Annotated in this window: 15 protein-coding genes; 11 read left to right on the top strand and 4 right to left on the bottom strand. The window is 69.6% G+C overall.

The features are described from left to right. Window position 1: 1 nt before the first annotated feature. A complete protein-coding gene (locus tag OG878_RS08430) occupies window positions 2-781 on the top strand; it encodes an exodeoxyribonuclease III (protein ID WP_328886197.1) in 780 nt (259 codons plus the stop codon). A 75-nt stretch (window positions 782-856) separates the two neighbouring features. On the opposite strand, the gene OG878_RS08425 is transcribed toward OG878_RS08430, so the two are convergent. Next, the gene (locus OG878_RS08425; RefSeq protein ID WP_328886196.1) at window positions 857-1,129 is read right to left on the bottom strand and encodes a glutaredoxin domain-containing protein; all 273 of its coding nucleotides are present in this window, start codon (window positions 1,127-1,129) and stop codon (window positions 857-859) included. A gap of 328 nt (window positions 1,130-1,457) precedes the next feature. Here OG878_RS08425 and OG878_RS08420 point away from each other — a divergent pair, with 328 nt between their 5' ends. The 5 genes from OG878_RS08420 (at window position 1,458) to OG878_RS08400 (ending at window position 5,216) form a co-directional block, all read left to right on the top strand. Further along, window positions 1,458-1,898: a DUF6278 family protein gene (locus OG878_RS08420; RefSeq protein ID WP_328886195.1), complete on the top strand. Its 441-nt coding sequence runs from the start codon at window positions 1,458-1,460 to the stop codon at window positions 1,896-1,898. 122 nt (window positions 1,899-2,020) lie between these two features. Continuing rightward, the gene (locus OG878_RS08415; RefSeq protein ID WP_328886194.1) at window positions 2,021-2,764 is read left to right on the top strand and encodes an amino acid ABC transporter ATP-binding protein; all 744 of its coding nucleotides are present in this window, start codon (window positions 2,021-2,023) and stop codon (window positions 2,762-2,764) included. Window positions 2,765-2,792: 28 nt separating this feature from the next. After that, window positions 2,793-3,689, top strand: coding sequence for a glutamate ABC transporter substrate-binding protein (locus OG878_RS08410; RefSeq protein ID WP_328891178.1), 897 nt, complete (start codon window positions 2,793-2,795; stop codon window positions 3,687-3,689). Between the two features lie 16 nt (window positions 3,690-3,705). Further along, a complete protein-coding gene (locus OG878_RS08405) occupies window positions 3,706-4,350 on the top strand; it encodes an amino acid ABC transporter permease (RefSeq protein ID WP_277329220.1) in 645 nt (214 codons plus the stop codon). After that, window positions 4,347-5,216 carry an amino acid ABC transporter permease gene (locus tag OG878_RS08400; protein WP_328886193.1) on the top strand — a complete coding sequence of 290 codons (870 nt, stop codon included), beginning with the start codon at window positions 4,347-4,349 and terminating at the stop codon, window positions 5,214-5,216. Before OG878_RS08405 ends, OG878_RS08400 begins: the two co-directional genes overlap by 4 nt. A gap of 58 nt (window positions 5,217-5,274) precedes the next feature. Here OG878_RS08400 and OG878_RS08395 read toward each other — a convergent pair whose 3' ends face one another. Then, window positions 5,275-6,879 carry a CocE/NonD family hydrolase gene (locus OG878_RS08395; protein WP_328886192.1) on the bottom strand — a complete coding sequence of 535 codons (1,605 nt, stop codon included), beginning with the start codon at window positions 6,877-6,879 and terminating at the stop codon, window positions 5,275-5,277. Window positions 6,880-7,027: 148 nt separating this feature from the next. Further along, a complete protein-coding gene (locus tag OG878_RS08390; RefSeq protein WP_443049075.1) occupies window positions 7,028-8,248 on the bottom strand; it encodes an Ig-like domain-containing protein in 1,221 nt (406 codons plus the stop codon). A gap of 228 nt (window positions 8,249-8,476) precedes the next feature. Between OG878_RS08390 and OG878_RS08385 the strand changes: the two genes are divergently transcribed. From OG878_RS08385 to OG878_RS08365, 5 genes are all read left to right on the top strand, one after another. Then, window positions 8,477-9,649 carry a lipid II:glycine glycyltransferase FemX gene (locus OG878_RS08385; RefSeq protein ID WP_328886191.1) on the top strand — a complete coding sequence of 391 codons (1,173 nt, stop codon included), beginning with the start codon at window positions 8,477-8,479 and terminating at the stop codon, window positions 9,647-9,649. Beyond that, window positions 9,646-11,328, top strand: coding sequence for a murein biosynthesis integral membrane protein MurJ (murJ, locus tag OG878_RS08380; RefSeq protein WP_443049074.1), 1,683 nt, complete (start codon window positions 9,646-9,648; stop codon window positions 11,326-11,328). The genes OG878_RS08385 and murJ overlap by 4 nt, the downstream gene beginning before the upstream one ends. A gap of 192 nt (window positions 11,329-11,520) precedes the next feature. Beyond that, window positions 11,521-12,204: a response regulator transcription factor gene (locus tag OG878_RS08375; protein ID WP_328886190.1), complete on the top strand. Its 684-nt coding sequence runs from the start codon at window positions 11,521-11,523 to the stop codon at window positions 12,202-12,204. Then, window positions 12,201-13,637 carry an ATP-binding protein gene (locus tag OG878_RS08370; RefSeq protein WP_328886189.1) on the top strand — a complete coding sequence of 479 codons (1,437 nt, stop codon included), beginning with the start codon at window positions 12,201-12,203 and terminating at the stop codon, window positions 13,635-13,637. Before OG878_RS08375 ends, OG878_RS08370 begins: the two co-directional genes overlap by 4 nt. Then, window positions 13,634-14,161: a hypothetical protein gene (locus OG878_RS08365; RefSeq protein WP_328886188.1), complete on the top strand. Its 528-nt coding sequence runs from the start codon at window positions 13,634-13,636 to the stop codon at window positions 14,159-14,161. Before OG878_RS08370 ends, OG878_RS08365 begins: the two co-directional genes overlap by 4 nt. A 101-nt stretch (window positions 14,162-14,262) precedes the next feature. Here OG878_RS08365 and OG878_RS08360 read toward each other — a convergent pair whose 3' ends face one another. Further along, window positions 14,263-15,006: a hypothetical protein gene (locus OG878_RS08360; RefSeq protein ID WP_277329226.1), complete on the bottom strand. Its 744-nt coding sequence runs from the start codon at window positions 15,004-15,006 to the stop codon at window positions 14,263-14,265. Window positions 15,007-15,026 lie beyond the last annotated feature (20 nt).

Raw genomic sequence — 15,026 nt, 5'->3', positions numbered from 1 at the left:
CATGCGCATTGCCACGTGGAACGTCAATTCGATCACCGCCCGCCTCCCGCGGCTGCTGGCCTGGCTGGAGAGCACCGGCACGGACGTGCTGTGCATCCAGGAGACCAAGTGCACCGCCGAGCAGTTTCCGGCGGACGAGCTGCGCGAGCTCGGCTACGAGTCCGCGGTCAACGCCACAGGCCGGTGGAATGGCGTGGCGCTGGTCTCCCGGGTCGGCCTGGCCGACGTCGTCACGGGGCTGCCCGACGGCCCCGACTACGAGGGCGTGCAGGAGCCCCGGGCCATCTCCGCGACCTGCGGACCGGTCCGCCTCTGGTCGGTCTACGTGCCGAACGGCCGCGAGATCGAGCACCCGCACTACGCGTACAAGCTGCGCTGGTTCGAGGCCTTGCAGAAGGCGGTCGCCGCGGACGCGGCGGGCTCGCAGCCGTTCGCGGTGCTGGGCGATTTCAACGTGGCCCCGACCGACGAGGACGTCTGGGACCCGGCGCTGTTCGAGGGCGCCACCCATGTCACGCCCGCCGAGCGCGCCGCCCTCGCCGCGCTGCGCGAGGAGGGCCTGTCGGACGTCATGCCGCGCCCGCTCAAGTACGACCGCCCGTACACCTTCTGGGACTACCGCGAGCTGCGCTTCCCGAAGAACAAAGGCATGCGGATCGACCTGGTCTACGGCAACGCCCTGTTCACCGCGGCGGTCGAGGACAGCTATGTGGACCGCGAGGAGCGCAAGGGCAAGGGCGCGTCCGACCACGCGCCGGTCGTCGTCGACCTGAAGCTGTGACCGGCGGCCGGTGAGGTACGACCGGCCCTCGCCCCGCCCCTGAGCGTGCCGCCCGGCCTGAGCCGGAGGAAGGCCCTACGACGCTTCCAGGTGCGGCGCGTGGGTCCGGACGGCGTCCAGCACCTGCCGCTTGGACGGGTTGACCATCGAGTGGCCGGCCACGGACACCGTGGGGACGGCCTCGTTCCCGTCGGCGACCGAGCGGACGAACGCCGCCGCCTCGGGGTTCCGCCAGATGTTCACCTCGGTGTAGGTGAGACGGCTGAACCGCAGCCGCAGCCGCAGCTTCATGCAGTACGGGCAGCCTGGCCGCCAGTAGACGACCATGCCGTCGCGGTCCTCGGCCATAGGGGTCCCCCGTTTCGCGCAAGCGTGGCGGAGAGCCTGACCCGCCCGGCCGGAGTCCGGCCGGGCGGCGTTGTCAGTGGCCGCCGATAGCGTGGTTCCTGTCACTGTCCCGCTTGCTGGCTGCTTGCGACGACTCGGACCGCCCCGCCCGTTCAGCGCCGGGCGGGGCGTCATGAAGAGCCCCGGGGTGCAGCCGACCGCCCGTTCGGCGGTAGTGGTAGGCGCGCCGGACGGCGCGCGGGCAGGAACGCGCACCGGATTCATTCTTCGAACGACAGGCCGCGCGCCCTGTGGTGCGTATCCCGGCCGGGATGCGACCCTGAGTGGTATGAACATCCCTTTCTTGGACAACTGGCGCAAGCGTCACGACGGTACGCGCGGGGCGGGTCTCGCGGCGGCTGTCGAGGTCGACCCGGAGGGCGTCGCCGAGCTGCTCGCCGAGTGCGAGCTGCTGCGCGTCCGAGTGGGGCAGCGGGGACTCGAACTCGATGACACCCCGGCCTCGTTGGCTGCGCTCGACCAGCTGCCGCCCCTCTGGCGGGACGACCCCGAGGAGCTGCCCTGGCTGGGCAACGACGCCGGGCTGTACCTCGGCACCGTCCTGGTGCGCAACACCCCGGGGGCGGCCTGGCACATCTGGCCGAGCGGTCAGCCCGTGGTGCGGCTCGCCTCCGGACGGGAGATCGATGTCGTCACGGCCGGGCTCGACTGGGCCATGACCGGTAGCCCCGAACTCTCGCAGGTATATGCGGAGTCGACAGAAGGATAGAAATACCGCCAGAACCACATAAAACGCCTTATGTCCTCTTTATGCGTGTCGGGCACGAAGTCCCTTATCGGGATGGATAGTTTGCGCTGACTCGACACAGCGATAAGTGGGTAGGGCAGCGTATGGCCGTCGATCCGTTGATCGAGCTGCGGGACGTCAACAAGTACTACGGAAAGTTGCACGTACTGCAGAACATCAATCTCACCGTCGGCCGCGGGGAGGTGGTGGTGGTCATCGGCCCCTCCGGCTCCGGTAAATCAACGCTCTGCCGGACCATCAACCGACTCGAGACGATCGAGTCGGGCCATATCGTCATCGACGGCAGACCTCTCCCCGAGGAGGGGAAGGGACTCGCGCAGCTGCGCGCCGAAGTCGGCATGGTCTTCCAGTCGTTCAATCTGTTCGCGCACAAGACCGTGCTGGCCAATGTCTCGCTCGCCCCGCTCAAGGTGCGCAAGCGCAAGAAGGACGAGTGCGACGCACGGTCCCGGGAGCTCCTGGAGCGGGTCGGCCTCGCCTCCCAGGCCGACAAGTTCCCTGCCCAGCTCTCCGGCGGCCAGCAGCAGCGGGTGGCCATCGCCCGCGCCCTCGCGATGGATCCCAAGGCGCTCCTCTTCGACGAGCCGACCTCCGCGCTCGACCCGGAGATGATCAACGAGGTGCTGGAAGTCATGCAGCAGCTCGCCCGGGACGGCATGACCATGGTGGTCGTCACGCACGAGATGGGATTCGCCAGGTCCGCAGCCAACCGCGTGGTCTTCATGGCCGACGGACGCATCGTCGAGGACCGCACCCCCGAGGCGTTCTTCACCGCCCCGGAGAGCGAGCGCGCCAAGGACTTCCTGTCCAAGATCCTCAAGCACTGACGGGGGCTTCCAGTTGCGTACGAGAAAAATGCTGGCCGCCTGTGCGGGGCTCCTGCTGGCCGTCCTCGCCGTCGGCTGCGGCAAGGAGGGAAGCCCTCCGGTGAAGGGGCCGCGGGCCGGACAGCTCCCTGTGTACAAGGTCGACACGGGCTTCCGGTTGCCCGAGTCGAAGACCTGGACGAAGGCGAAGAAGCGCGGCTACCTCCGGGTCGGAGCCAAGGAGGACCAGCCGTTCCTGGGCGAGAAGGACCCGGCCACCGGTGTCTACTCCGGCTTCGACATCGAGATCGCCAGGATGATGGCCGCCTCGCTGGGCTTCGACCCGAAGACGATCCACTTCAGGACGATCGCCTCCGCCAACCGCGAGACCGCGCTGCAGAACGGCCAGATCGACTACTACGTCGGCACCTACACCATCAACGCGATGCGCAAGAAGCTCGTCGGCTTTGCCGGGCCCTACTTCATGGCCGGGCAGTCGCTGCTCGTCCGCACGGACGAGCACGACATCAACGGCCCGCAGGACCTGGCCGGCCGGACCGTCTGCTCGGCGGCAGGATCGACCCCGTACCAGCGGATCGCGGCCGACTATCCGAAGGCGATCCTGGTCGCCTACGACACGTACTCGATCTGCGTCGACAACCTGCTGACCTACCAGGTCGACGCCGTCACCACCGACGACGCCATCCTGCTGGGCTTCGCCGCCAAGGCGCCCAAGGAGCTGAAGGTGGTCGGCAAGCCCTTCTCCGAGGAGCCGTACGGCATCGGTGTACCGCGCAGCGACAACGCGCTGCGGTTCGCACTCAACGACGCCCTCGAGGCCAACGAGAAGAACGGCAACTGGAAGAAGGCGTTCGAGAGCACCCTCGGCCTGTCCGGCGTGCCCGCACCGACTCCGCCGCCCATCGACCGCTACCCGGCGAACTGAGGGGACGGGCCACACCATGGACGTACTCACACAGAACTTCTCGACCTACGGCGAAGGCTTCCTCGGCACTCTCGAACTCACCGTTTTCGCCTCGATCCTGGCACTGGTGCTCGGCTTCGTCATGGCCTCGTTCCGGGTCGCGCCCGTCGGCTCGCTCCGGGTGTTCGGCACGGTCTGGGTGGCGGTGCTGCGCAACACGCCGCTGACCCTGCTCTTCTTCGCCGTGCTGCTCGGCCTGCCGCGCTTCGGCCTGGTCCTGCCGTTCAAGGTCTTCGCCGTCCTCGCGCTCGGCTGCTACACCTCCGCGTTCATCTGCGAGGCACTGCGCTCCGGCATCAACACTGTGCCGCAGGGCCAGGGCGAGGCCGCCCGCAGCCTCGGCATGACCTTCAGCCAGACACTCGGATCCGTCGTGCTGCCGCAGGCGTTCCGCACGGTGATCCCGCCGGTCGGCTCGACACTCATCGCCCTCGCCAAGAACTCGGCCATCGCCGGCGCGTTCAGCGTCACCGAGCTCCTCGGTACCTACAAGACCCTCAACGAGCTGGGCTACAACATCATCTGGACCTTCGTCTGGATCGCCGTCGGCTACCTGATCATCACCCTGTCGATCAGCGCGCTCTTCAATCTGATGGAGAAGCACTGGGGAGTCGCCCGATGACCACCCACGCCCCCCGGGCCACTGCGCTCTACGACATCCCGGGCCCGGTCACCCGCAAACGCCACCGGGTGTACGGGATCGTCTCGACGGTCCTGATCGTCGCCCTGGTCGGCTGGATCATCTATCTGCTCTTCCACACGGGGCAGTTCACCAGCACCAAGTGGTCCCCCTTCGTGTACAAGGGCATCCAGGAACTCCTGCTGCGGGGACTCGGCAACACCCTCAAGGCGTTCGCGTACGCCGCGGTGCTCTCGCTGCTCCTCGGAGCGGTCCTGGCCGTCGGGCGGCTCTCCGAACACCGGGTCGTGCGCTGGGTCTCCACGCTTCTCGTCGAGTTCTTCCGGGCCATGCCCGTACTGGTGATGATCTTCTTCATCTTCGTGGCGCTGAAGGTTCAGCCGCTGCCCGCGCTGGTCGCCGGACTGACCCTCTACAACGGCTCGGTGCTCGCCGAGGTGTTCCGCACCGGGGTCAACGCGGTGGAGCGTGGCCAGCGCGAGGCCGCCTACGCACTCGGCATGCGCAAGACCCAGGTCATGTCGTTCGTGCTGGCTCCGCAGGGGGTGCGCGCCATGCTCCCGGCCATCATCAGCCAGTTGGTCGTGGCGCTGAAGGACACCTCGCTCGGCTACCTGATCACGTACGAGGAATTCCTCCACGCCGGGAAGCTGATCGCGTCCAACCTCGATTACGATCTGCCCTTCATCCCCGTGGTGATGGTGATCTCGCCGATCTACATCGGGATGTGCATGCTGCTCTCCTGGTTCGCCACCTGGGTGGCCAGGAGGGAGCGGCGCAACCCGAAGACGGAGGCCGTGGAGGTCGCACCGGCCGAACCAGGAACGCTGCTGCCGGGAGTGCAGTAGCCCGGACCGGCCGTACAGCGGTCCGGAGGAGCGGTGCCCGCCCGGCAGCAGCCGGTGATCACTTCTCGCCCGACGGGACGGACAGGTACGAGGGGTCCGTGTCCGGCGAGGAGAAGGTCAGCTGTGAGCCGGCCGGGTTGTGCTCGATGTACAACGGGTCGACGGTGTCGACCACCAGGGCGAGCCGGTGACCGGCCGGAAGGTCGTAGGCCGTGGAGAACAGCTCCAGGTCGACGGCGAACGGCCGTCCCGGCGTCCGTCCGTGGAAGGTATAGGGGGCGTTGCTGATCAGCTTGCCGAGGCCGAGCGGCCCCTCGTCGTAGAGATACGCGACGAGGGTGCCGCTCTCCTTGTCGGCGGTGACCGTGGTGTGGAGTGCCGCGGTGCCGCGGATGTGCTGTGCGGAGGTGTACCGCCCCGACTGCCAGACGGCTGCGAAGGTGCGCGGCAGCAGCGGGATCGAGGCGACCGGCGGCAGCTTCACGAACTGGTCGAGGGCGTTCGACAGCATGACGATGCCCCCATCGGCGCCCGAGTCGACGTTCGCGAAGACCTTCTTCGTCCCGCCGAGCGCGATCCGCTGCTCGACGGCGCCGACGGACTCCCAGTCCGGGTAGCCCTCGTAGCCGCTGCCGGTACGGGATGCGAGCTGCACCGGCTGCTCCTGGTCGATGCCGTTGCGCTCGCCCTTGAGATAGCGGTCGAACCAGCGGTGGGCGTCGGTCCAGGTGTCGTTGGGCAGGCCGAGCAGACCGGTGGCCTCGGCGGTGGCGTGGTCGCCCGGGCGGAACTCCAGGCGCTTGGGGCCGCGCAGCTTCTCGTAGAACGAGGCGTACTGGTTGGGCGGGAAGATCGTGTCGCCCCACGCGTTGCCCATCATGACGGCGGCGCCGTTGGCGTTGATCTCGTCCAGGTAGGTGATGGGGGAGCGCTTCTTCCCCCAGGCGATCATCTCCGGTTCCCTCGCCAGGTCGGAGCCGAGGAAGTCGGTGAGGGTCCTGTTCAGTTCGTCGCTCGGACGGCCGGTGAGCAGCCCGGCGCCACCGAGCAGTGCGGCGGCCTGGAGGTGCTGGGTACGACCGCTGTAGATGGCGTCGATGAGGTCGGCCCAGCCGCTCAGTGCGACCACGGCCTTGATCCGCGGGTCGTGGCCGGCCGCGAGCAGGCTGATGCCCGCGCCGTACGACACACCGCCCATGCCGATGTGCTCGGGGTCGGCCGCGGTGTGGGCGAGGGCCCAGTCGATCACGGCGGAGACATCGGCGATGTCCGGCGGGCCGGCGACCTCGATCTTCCCGCCGGAGAGCCAGAAGCCGCGGGAGGTGTAACTCACCACCACGTAGCCGGAGTCGGCCAGCTGCTGGGCCTGCGCGAGGTATTCGACCTGCGGCAGTCCCCAGCTGGTGGGGAGCACGATCAGCGGGTGCCTGTCGCCCGGCTTCGTACCGGCGGGCGTGAAGACGTTGCCCTTGAGCGTGATCCCGCCTGAGCCGGGGATGTCGTGGAACGTCGGGCTCGGGGCCGATGCCGCCACGGCGGAGGCCGCGGGCCGGGCGGCGGCCGCCGGGGCCGTACCGAGGGTGGTTCCGGCGATCAGGGCGGCGGCAGCCGCGGTGGCCGCGGTGGCCGCGGTGGTGCGCAGAGCCGGGTTGGGACGTCCCACGGGTCACTCCTCACGCGTGGCGGTGCAAAGTGACCCGACGGTAACCCTGGCTGATTACCGTTGGTAACTCCCCGGTGGGTTGCGTGAAGGTAACGATTGTTGGACGTGATGTCAGTAGTGGCCGGGGATCCGGAGCGGGCCGCGGGGATCAGCTCAGCGCGCTCTTCGCCTGCCAGTCGGACCAGGACACATTCCACGCCCCGTATCCGTTGCCCTCCGCCACCGTGCCCTTGGCGTCCGCGCCACTGATCTCGAACGGGTCGCCGACCTGTGCCTTCCGGTACAGCTCCGCCGCGTTGGCGTCGCTCATCCCCACACAGCCCGAACTGTGGTTGGCGACCCCGAAGTACGCGGCGTTCCACGGCGCGGCATGGGCGTACATCCCCGACCAGGTCAGCCGCATCGACGAGTCGACCATCTTGTCGTACGCATCGCCCAGGCCGACCGTCTCGGAGCGCATGTTGATCGTGCCCTCCTTCGCCATCAGGACGGCCGTGCCCCGCCAGGACGCCTTCTCGCCGCCCGGGGTGCCGGCTGACATGGGCACGTCCATGATCGTCTGTCCGTCCCGCCGCAGTGCCAGCCGGTGCCGGTCGAGATCGACCTCGACCACCTGGTCGCGCCCGATCGAGAACGTCGTCGCGTAGTCGCGTACGAACCAGCCGCCGGCCTGCCCCGAGTCGATGCCGTTGAGCTCCGCGTCGAGTGTGACGCGCGTCCCCGGCTTCCAGTACTCCTTGGGCCGCCAGTCGATCCTGTCCTTGCCGGAGTAATCCTGCAGCCAGCCCCAGGAGCCCTCGGTGTTGTTCGAGGTGGTGACCTTCAGCCCCCGCTCGACCGCGGCCTTGTCCTTCACCGGGTTGTCGAAGACGATCGACAGCGGCTGGGCGATGCCGACCGTGGTGCTCTTGCCCGGGGCCAGCGTCAGCTTGTTGACCTTGCCGGCCTCCGCGGTCGCGAATTCCGCGCCGTCCGTTCCGCCTTCGGTGTCCGTCGCCTCGACGCTGTACTCGGTGCCGGGCGCGGCGGCCCGGTCCGACGTCCAGGTGCGGCCGTTGCCGGATATCCGGCCGGTGAGCGCATCGCCCTCGGCGGCGGTCACCTTCACCGTCTTCAGCCTCCCGACGGCCAGCGTCACCGTGACCGGCCTGCCCGCGGTGGCCTGTGTGCCCCGGAGGTTCACCGTGATCCTGGTGTCCGGGGCGTCGGTGCTCCCGGCTCCCCGACCGGGCTTCGGGTCCGATGCGGCGGCGCCTCCGGAACAGGCGGTCAGGGCGACACCGAGCACCGCCGTGCCGACGATCAGGGTCAGCCGGGCCGGGCGGGCGAGTGACGTGGTGCGGTGCAGGTGCCGGTGTGCAGAGATCAACGGAAAAACCTCCAGGGACGCGCTTCTCATCGGCGGAGAGGCATGCATCAGACCTTAGGTCCGGTAATTCCCCGGAAATCCATGGATTCCCTTGTATGACAAGGACCGCAGCGCAACGGTCATCGTCCGGTCACATACGCCGCGCGGTTCCGTCACGGTCCGCTGTGAGCATCCTGTGCAGCCCGCAGAGCCGATCGGCCGTGCGGAAACAGGGGGAGGGCCACGGACATGTCAGCGCTGCTCGCGACCGGTGACCGCAGAGGCGAACGGGGCCTACGGATACGCAGTCTCACCGCTGCGGAGCACCGGGCCTGTGTGACCGGGTGTGCCGATGCGAGCTTTCTGCAGTATCCGTCCTGGGCCGGAGTGAAGGACCAATGGAAGTCGGAAATGGTCGGATGGCACGGCGACAGCGGTGAATTACGCGGCAGCGCTCTGGTGCTCTACCGGCAATTCCCCGGCACCCGCAAATACTTTGCCTATCTGCCCGAAGGGCCTGTGGCCGACTGGGCCGATCCCGACATCGATCGCTGGCTGCGGCCTTTGACGGCGCATCTGCGCAAGGCCGGCGCCTTCGCCGTACGGATCGGCCCCTCACCGGCGTACCGCCGCTGGGACGCCGCCCGGCTCAAGGCCGCCACCGGGCCCTGCCGAAAGGTCCGCGATGTGCTGGCCACCGAGGTGGACCCGCTCGGCACGGCCGTCGCCGAACGGCTCCGGGCGCGGGGCTGGCGGCGTTGCGGCGGGGACGGCGACGCGGGCAACGACGCCGACGCCCAGCCGCGCTATGTCTTCCAGGTGCCGCTCGCCGGACGCACCCCCGGCGACCTGTGGGCGGGGCTCAACCAGGAGTGGCGCCGCAACATCCGCAGGGCGCAGAAGTGCGGCGTCCGGATCGTCGTCGGCGGGGCGGCCGAACTGCCCGCGTTCCACCGGCTGCTGCGCATCACCGAGGAGCGCGACGGCTTCCGGCTCGGGCGCTCCCTCGCGTACTACCAGCAGCAGTACGCCGTGCTCAACGCCGAGGAGCCAGGCCGGATGCGGCTCTATCTCGCCGTTCACGAGGGCGAGATCCTCGCCGCGCACACCATGATCTCCACCGGACGGCGGGTCTGGTACCAGACCGGGGCGTCCGCCGGCCACCGACGCGAGGTCCGCCCCAGCAACGCCCTCCAGTGGCGGATGATGCGCGATGCGCTGGACCTCGGCGCCGAGGTGTACGACATGCGAGGGGTACCCTCCACCCTCGACCCCGACGACCGCCCGTTCGGACTGCTGCGCTGGAAGCTCGGCACCGGCGGGCAGGTCGTCGAGACCCTCGGAGAGTGGGAGACATCGGTGGGCGGAGCCGCCAACAACGCGCTGTACCGCGCGTTCCAGGCCTATCTGGCGCGTCGGTGACCGCCACCGAGGCGGCCGGAGAGGCCGCACACGAGGTGCGCGAGAAGGTGCCGGAGCAGCCGGGCCCGGTGCTGCGCAGCGGCGCCGTCATGGCGGCCGGCTCCGTCGTCTCACGCGCCACCGGTTTCATACGCTCGGCAGTCGTCGTCGCCGCGCTCGGCACCGGACTGAAGGCCGACGGGTACGCGGTCGCCAACACGGTCCCCAACATCCTCTACATGCTCCTCATCGGCGGCGCCCTGAACGCGGTGTTCGTCCCCGAGCTGATACGGGCCGCCCGGGAACACGCCGACGGCGGTGCCGCGTACACCGACCGGCTGCTCACCGCGTGCACGGCCGGCCTCCTCGCAGTCACCGGGCTCGCCGTCGCCGGCGCCCCTCTGATCGTCTCCGCGTACACCGACTACTCCGGCGAGCAGGCGCAGTTCACGATCGCGCTGGCCCGCTACTGCCTGCCGCAGATCCTCTGCTACGGACTGTTCACGCTCCTCGGCCAAGTGCTGAACGCCCGCAACCGGTTCGGCGCGATGATGTGGACCCCGGTCCTCAACAACCTTGTGATCATCGCGGTGTTCGGGCTGTACCTGGCCGTCTCGACAGGCTCCGACGCCGCGTTGACCCCGGCGCGGATCCAGCTGCTCGGGTGGGGCACGACCGCCGGGATCGCGGTGCAGACGCTGGCCCTGGTGCCCGCGCTGCGCGCCGCGAAGTTCCGCTGGAGGCCCCGGTTCGACTGGCGGGGGAACGGGCTCACCCGGCCCCTGCGGTCGGCCGGCTGGCTCGTGATGCTGGTGCTGACGAACCAGGCCGCCTACTGGGTGGTGACGCGGCTCTCGACCCTCACCGGGCAGCACGCCGTGGAGCAGGGCGTGGTGGGCGGCGCGGGCTATACCGCGTACAGCTACGCCTACCAGCTGTGGGTCGTGCCGCAGGGCATCGTGACCGTCTCCCTCGTCACCGCGCTGATGCCACGGATGAGCCGGGCAGCGGCCGACGGCGATCTGGCGGGGGTGCGGCGCGACGTCTCGTACGCACTGCGGACGACGGCCGCGGTGGTGGTACCCGCGGCGGGTGCGCTGTGCGCACTGGCGCCCTGGGTGATGGGGGCCGTGTTCGGGTACGGGCGCACCGGCGGCGCCGACATCACGGTGATGGCAGGGATGCTGAGGGCGTTCGCACCGGGGCTGATCGCGTTCTCCGGGCAGTACGTGCTCTCCCGCGGGTTCTATGCGATGGGCGACACGCGTACGCCGTTCCTCCTGAACCTGGTGATCGCGGCGGTCAACGCGGGTCTGACGGGCGTGGCCTATCTGATGCTGCCCGCGCGGTGGGCGGTGACGGGGATGGCCGGGGCGTACTCGCTTGCGCTGTTCGCGGGGTTCGCGGTCACCGGTCATGTGCTGCATCGCAGACTGTCGCCGAGCGGTGCGGGCGGACAACGGCCGGTGCTGTGGCGGTCGTCCGGGATCCGGGCGCATGCGCGGCTGGTGGTGGGTTGTGTGCCTGCGGCGGCGGTGGGGTACGGGGCGGCTCACGCCTGCGACGGATTCGGGGACATCGCGGCGGCGGGGGTGGGGGTGGCTGCGCTTCTGGGCGTGGTGGCAGTGCTGGCCCGGCCGCTGCGGCTCGCGGAGGTCGGTGCGGTGCTGGCAGCCGGGCGGGGGAGGCTGCGGCGATAGGCGGCCGGAGGGGCGGCGGTCGCGGCTGCTCCGGCCTCCCCGGCCGGACGGTCCGCGCAGCGGCGCCGACGCCCGTTCCATGTAGCGGGAATTGACACGGCGGGCGGGCCTGGGCCCGAGGCCGTGCGTGATGTGCCGGGCGGGTCGGCCGTACCGGGTCGGCTCGACCGTGATCGTTGGGATACTGATGCCATGCCGCGTGTGCTCTTGATCGAGGACGACCCTTCCGTACGGGAAGGGGTCGAGCTCGGGCTGCGTCGGCGCGGGCATGAGCTCCGCGCCGTGGAGACAGGGGAGGCAGGACTCGGCGCACTGGCGGAGTTCCGGCCCGATCTCGTCCTCCTCGACCTGATGCTCCCCGGGATGAACGGCGTTCAGGTCTGCCGCCGCATACGGGAGTCGAGCCAGCTGCCGATCATCATGCTCACCGCCCGTGGCGACGACTTCGACGTGGTCGTCGGGCTGGAGGCCGGGGCCGACGACTACATCGTCAAGCCCGCCCGTACCGAGGTGATCGAGGCCCGGATCCGGGCCGTGCTGCGACGGCTCGCCGAGCCCGCCGGACGCAGCGGTATCGAGTTCCACGGTGAACTGGCCGTCGACCGAGGCGGTCTGACCGTCGCCAAGGCGGGGCAACGGATCCTGCTCGCGCCCTCCGAACTGAAGCTGCTGCTGTACCTGTCGGCCTCGCCCGAGCAGGTCTTCAGCAGGCAGCAGCTCCTCGAGTACGTCTGGGAGCACAGCTACCACGGCGATGCCCGGCTGGTCGACGCATGTGTGCGGCGGCTGCGGCAGAAGATCGAGGACGTGGCGGGAAGCCCTCGCTACATCCAGACCGTCCGCGGTTTCGGCTACCGGTTCGGGCCCCTGGTATGAGGTTCCTCGGCGCCCGATTCGGCCTGCGGACCCGTCTCATAGCCGCCTTCTTGCTGGTCGCGGCCATCAGCGCGGTCACCACAGCGACGCTGACGTACCGTGAGGCCCGTTCCGCGATCCTTCAGCAGGCGCAGGACACGGCGGTCGCCCAGTTCCGCGACCGGGCCGGTGCGCAGGACGTCAGGCTGCCGCTGGACGAGCCCCGGCTGCGGCAGATGTGCCAGACCCTCGCGAGGGAAGGCAAACCGCACACCTGGATCGTCTTCGCCGAATATGCGGACCTGCGCGTCTCCTCGTCGGACCGGCCCACCTCCAACGTGATCACCCTCGAACTGCGCACTGCCGCCCGCGCCCACGCGCACGCCTCGTTCCAGCGGGTCGTCAAAGACGGCGAACCCTGGCTGACGATCGGGATGCCCGTCGTGTTCGACCGGGGCGGCGGAAGCCCGCGCACCGGGCTCGTCCTCTATGCGGTGATGCCGCTTCACCCCGAGGAGGCCAATGTCAGCGCCATGGTCACCGCGGCCCGCGACGGCGCCCTGCCCGCCCTCCTCATCGCCCTGGTACCGGCTCTGCTCGCCGCCCGCAGCGTGCTGCGCCCGGTCCGTGATCTCCGCCGGGCCGCCGCCGGCATCGGCCGGGGCGAGCTCGACACCCGTATCGAGGTGAAGGGTTCCGACGAACTCGCCGAACTGGCCTGGACGTTCAACGAATCGTCGACCAAGCTCCAGCAGTCCGTGGAGGAGCTCCAACGGGCCGAGGCACGGGCGAGACGCTTCGCCTCCGACGTCTCGCACGAGCTGCGCACCCCGCTCGCCGGGATGCTCGCGGTCACCGAAGTCCTCGACGAGGACGCCGCGCACCTGAGCGCCGACACCGCGGCGGCGGTCCGGCTGATCAGCGCGGAGACCGGGAAGCTGGCCACACTCGTCGAGGACCTGATGGAGATCTCCCGGTTCGACGCCAAGGCCGCGGGTCTCCACCTCGACGAGGTCGACGTCGCCGAGATGATCCGCAAGACACTGCAGGCAAGACGCTGGGAGGGGAAGGTCGTCGCAGAACTCCCCGACGGTGTACGGGCGGTGCTCGACCCACCGCGGTTCGATGTGATCGTCGCCAATCTGGTCGGCAACGCGCTGCGCCACGGCGCGCAGCCCGTCCGTGTACGCCTGGGCACCGAGCGGCGGGACGGGGAACTGCTGCTGGTGACGGAAGTCGAGGACAGTGGTCCCGGGATCGACCCGGCCGTCCTTCCGCACATCTTCGACCGGTTCTACAAGGCCGACGAGGCGCGGACCCGGTCGGCGGGCAGTGGGCTCGGTCTGGCGATCACATGGGAGAATGTACGGTTGCACGGCGGCACGGTCCGCGGCGCCAACGGCCCCACTGGAGGTGCCCTGTTCACGGTGGAGATTCCGCTGGAGGGAGCATGAGACGGCTGCGGGCCCTCGGCGTGCTGCTGCCGTTCGTGCTGTTGGCTGCCGGGTGCGGGATCCAGTCCACGGACGTGGTCGAGGTCGGCGACCCGGCGACGGCGGAGGTGGTCCCGGGCAGGAACCAGGGGACGTTGCTCTACTTCATCTCGCCGTCGGCCCGGGACGGCGTGCTGCCCGTCGTGCGGGTGGCCGGCCGTCCGGAGGAGTCGGCATCCTCGGGTACGGGGGACGCGAAGCAGCGCCCGGTGGAATTGCTCGCCCTGCTGTTCAACGGCCCGTCCCCGGCGGAGAGGAAGGCCGGCCTGCGGACCGAACTCCCCATGCTGAGCGGCGAAATGAGCTTGGACGTGGATCCCGACAGGGTGCGGGTCCGGCTCCCGTCGCCCGTCACCAAGCTCTCCGGACTTGCCCGCCGGCAGCTGATCTGCACGCTTGCGCACGCGCCCGGCACCGAGCCGGGCGCCGACGTGATGGTGTCCGGCACCGACGGCTCCGTCGGGCCGGACCGCTGTTCCGTCTGATCACCCGGACCGATGGGCGGTTCACCCGGGCCGACGGGCTGATCATCCGCGTCGGGCCGGTCAGCCCGTCGCGAAGCCGATCGGCCCGCTACGACGCCGGGTCAGCTCGACGCACGGTGCGAGGTGCGCTGCGCAGGTACGGGTGTCTGCGCCGCCTTCGTCACATCGGCCACGAGTTCCACCACATCGGAGCCGTACGCCTGCGAGTTGGCCACTTTCAGCAGCAGGCAGAACGAGTTGTTGCCGTGCTTGCGGGACAGCTTTTCGTGATGGCGTGCCAGATAGCGGGCCGCGGCCTGGTTGGTGATCGCCTGCTGTCCGCAGAACAGGAAGACCGGACGAGCCTCCTGGCCGACCGTCAGCCGTGCGAGCAGCACATGCTCGGCGACGCCCTTCTCCGCCCGGTAGCGCTCCGAACCGATCTGGAAGGCGGCGCGGTCCGGGCCCGGCTCGGGGTCGGTGTTCACCTTGACGCCGGGCAGCAGCGAATGCAGATGGGCGGCCATCCGGCGGTTGGAGACCGGGCCGCCGACACAGAACTCGGTGCGGTCGCCGAAGCCCTGCTGGGCGATGTCGTGGGAGAGGATCTGGGCGTGCGCCGAGCAGTCCTTGATCAGCGCGGAGAGTTCGAGCAGGGCGAAGACGTCGTGGCGGTGGACGGCGCCGTCGCCGCCCGCGTCGCGGTTGACGACGAGCAGGCATTCGGAGTTGCCGGGCAGCCCGAAGAACGCCTGCTTTCGACGGAGCCTGCGGCGCCAGAGATAGGTGCGGGCGATCCAGCCGAGGGCGGCGCCGGCACCAACTGCTATCACGCCCAGCACGAGGTTGCGTACGTCGTCAGTCATGGGCGGGCATGTTAGCGGTC

Origin of the sequence: Streptomyces sp. NBC_00316 (assembly GCF_036158715.1) — a bacterium.
Taxonomy (GTDB): Bacteria; Actinomycetota; Actinomycetes; order Streptomycetales; family Streptomycetaceae; genus Streptomyces.
The sequence above is the reverse complement of the archived record's forward strand: the minus strand, read 5'-3'. Positions and strand labels throughout refer to the sequence as shown.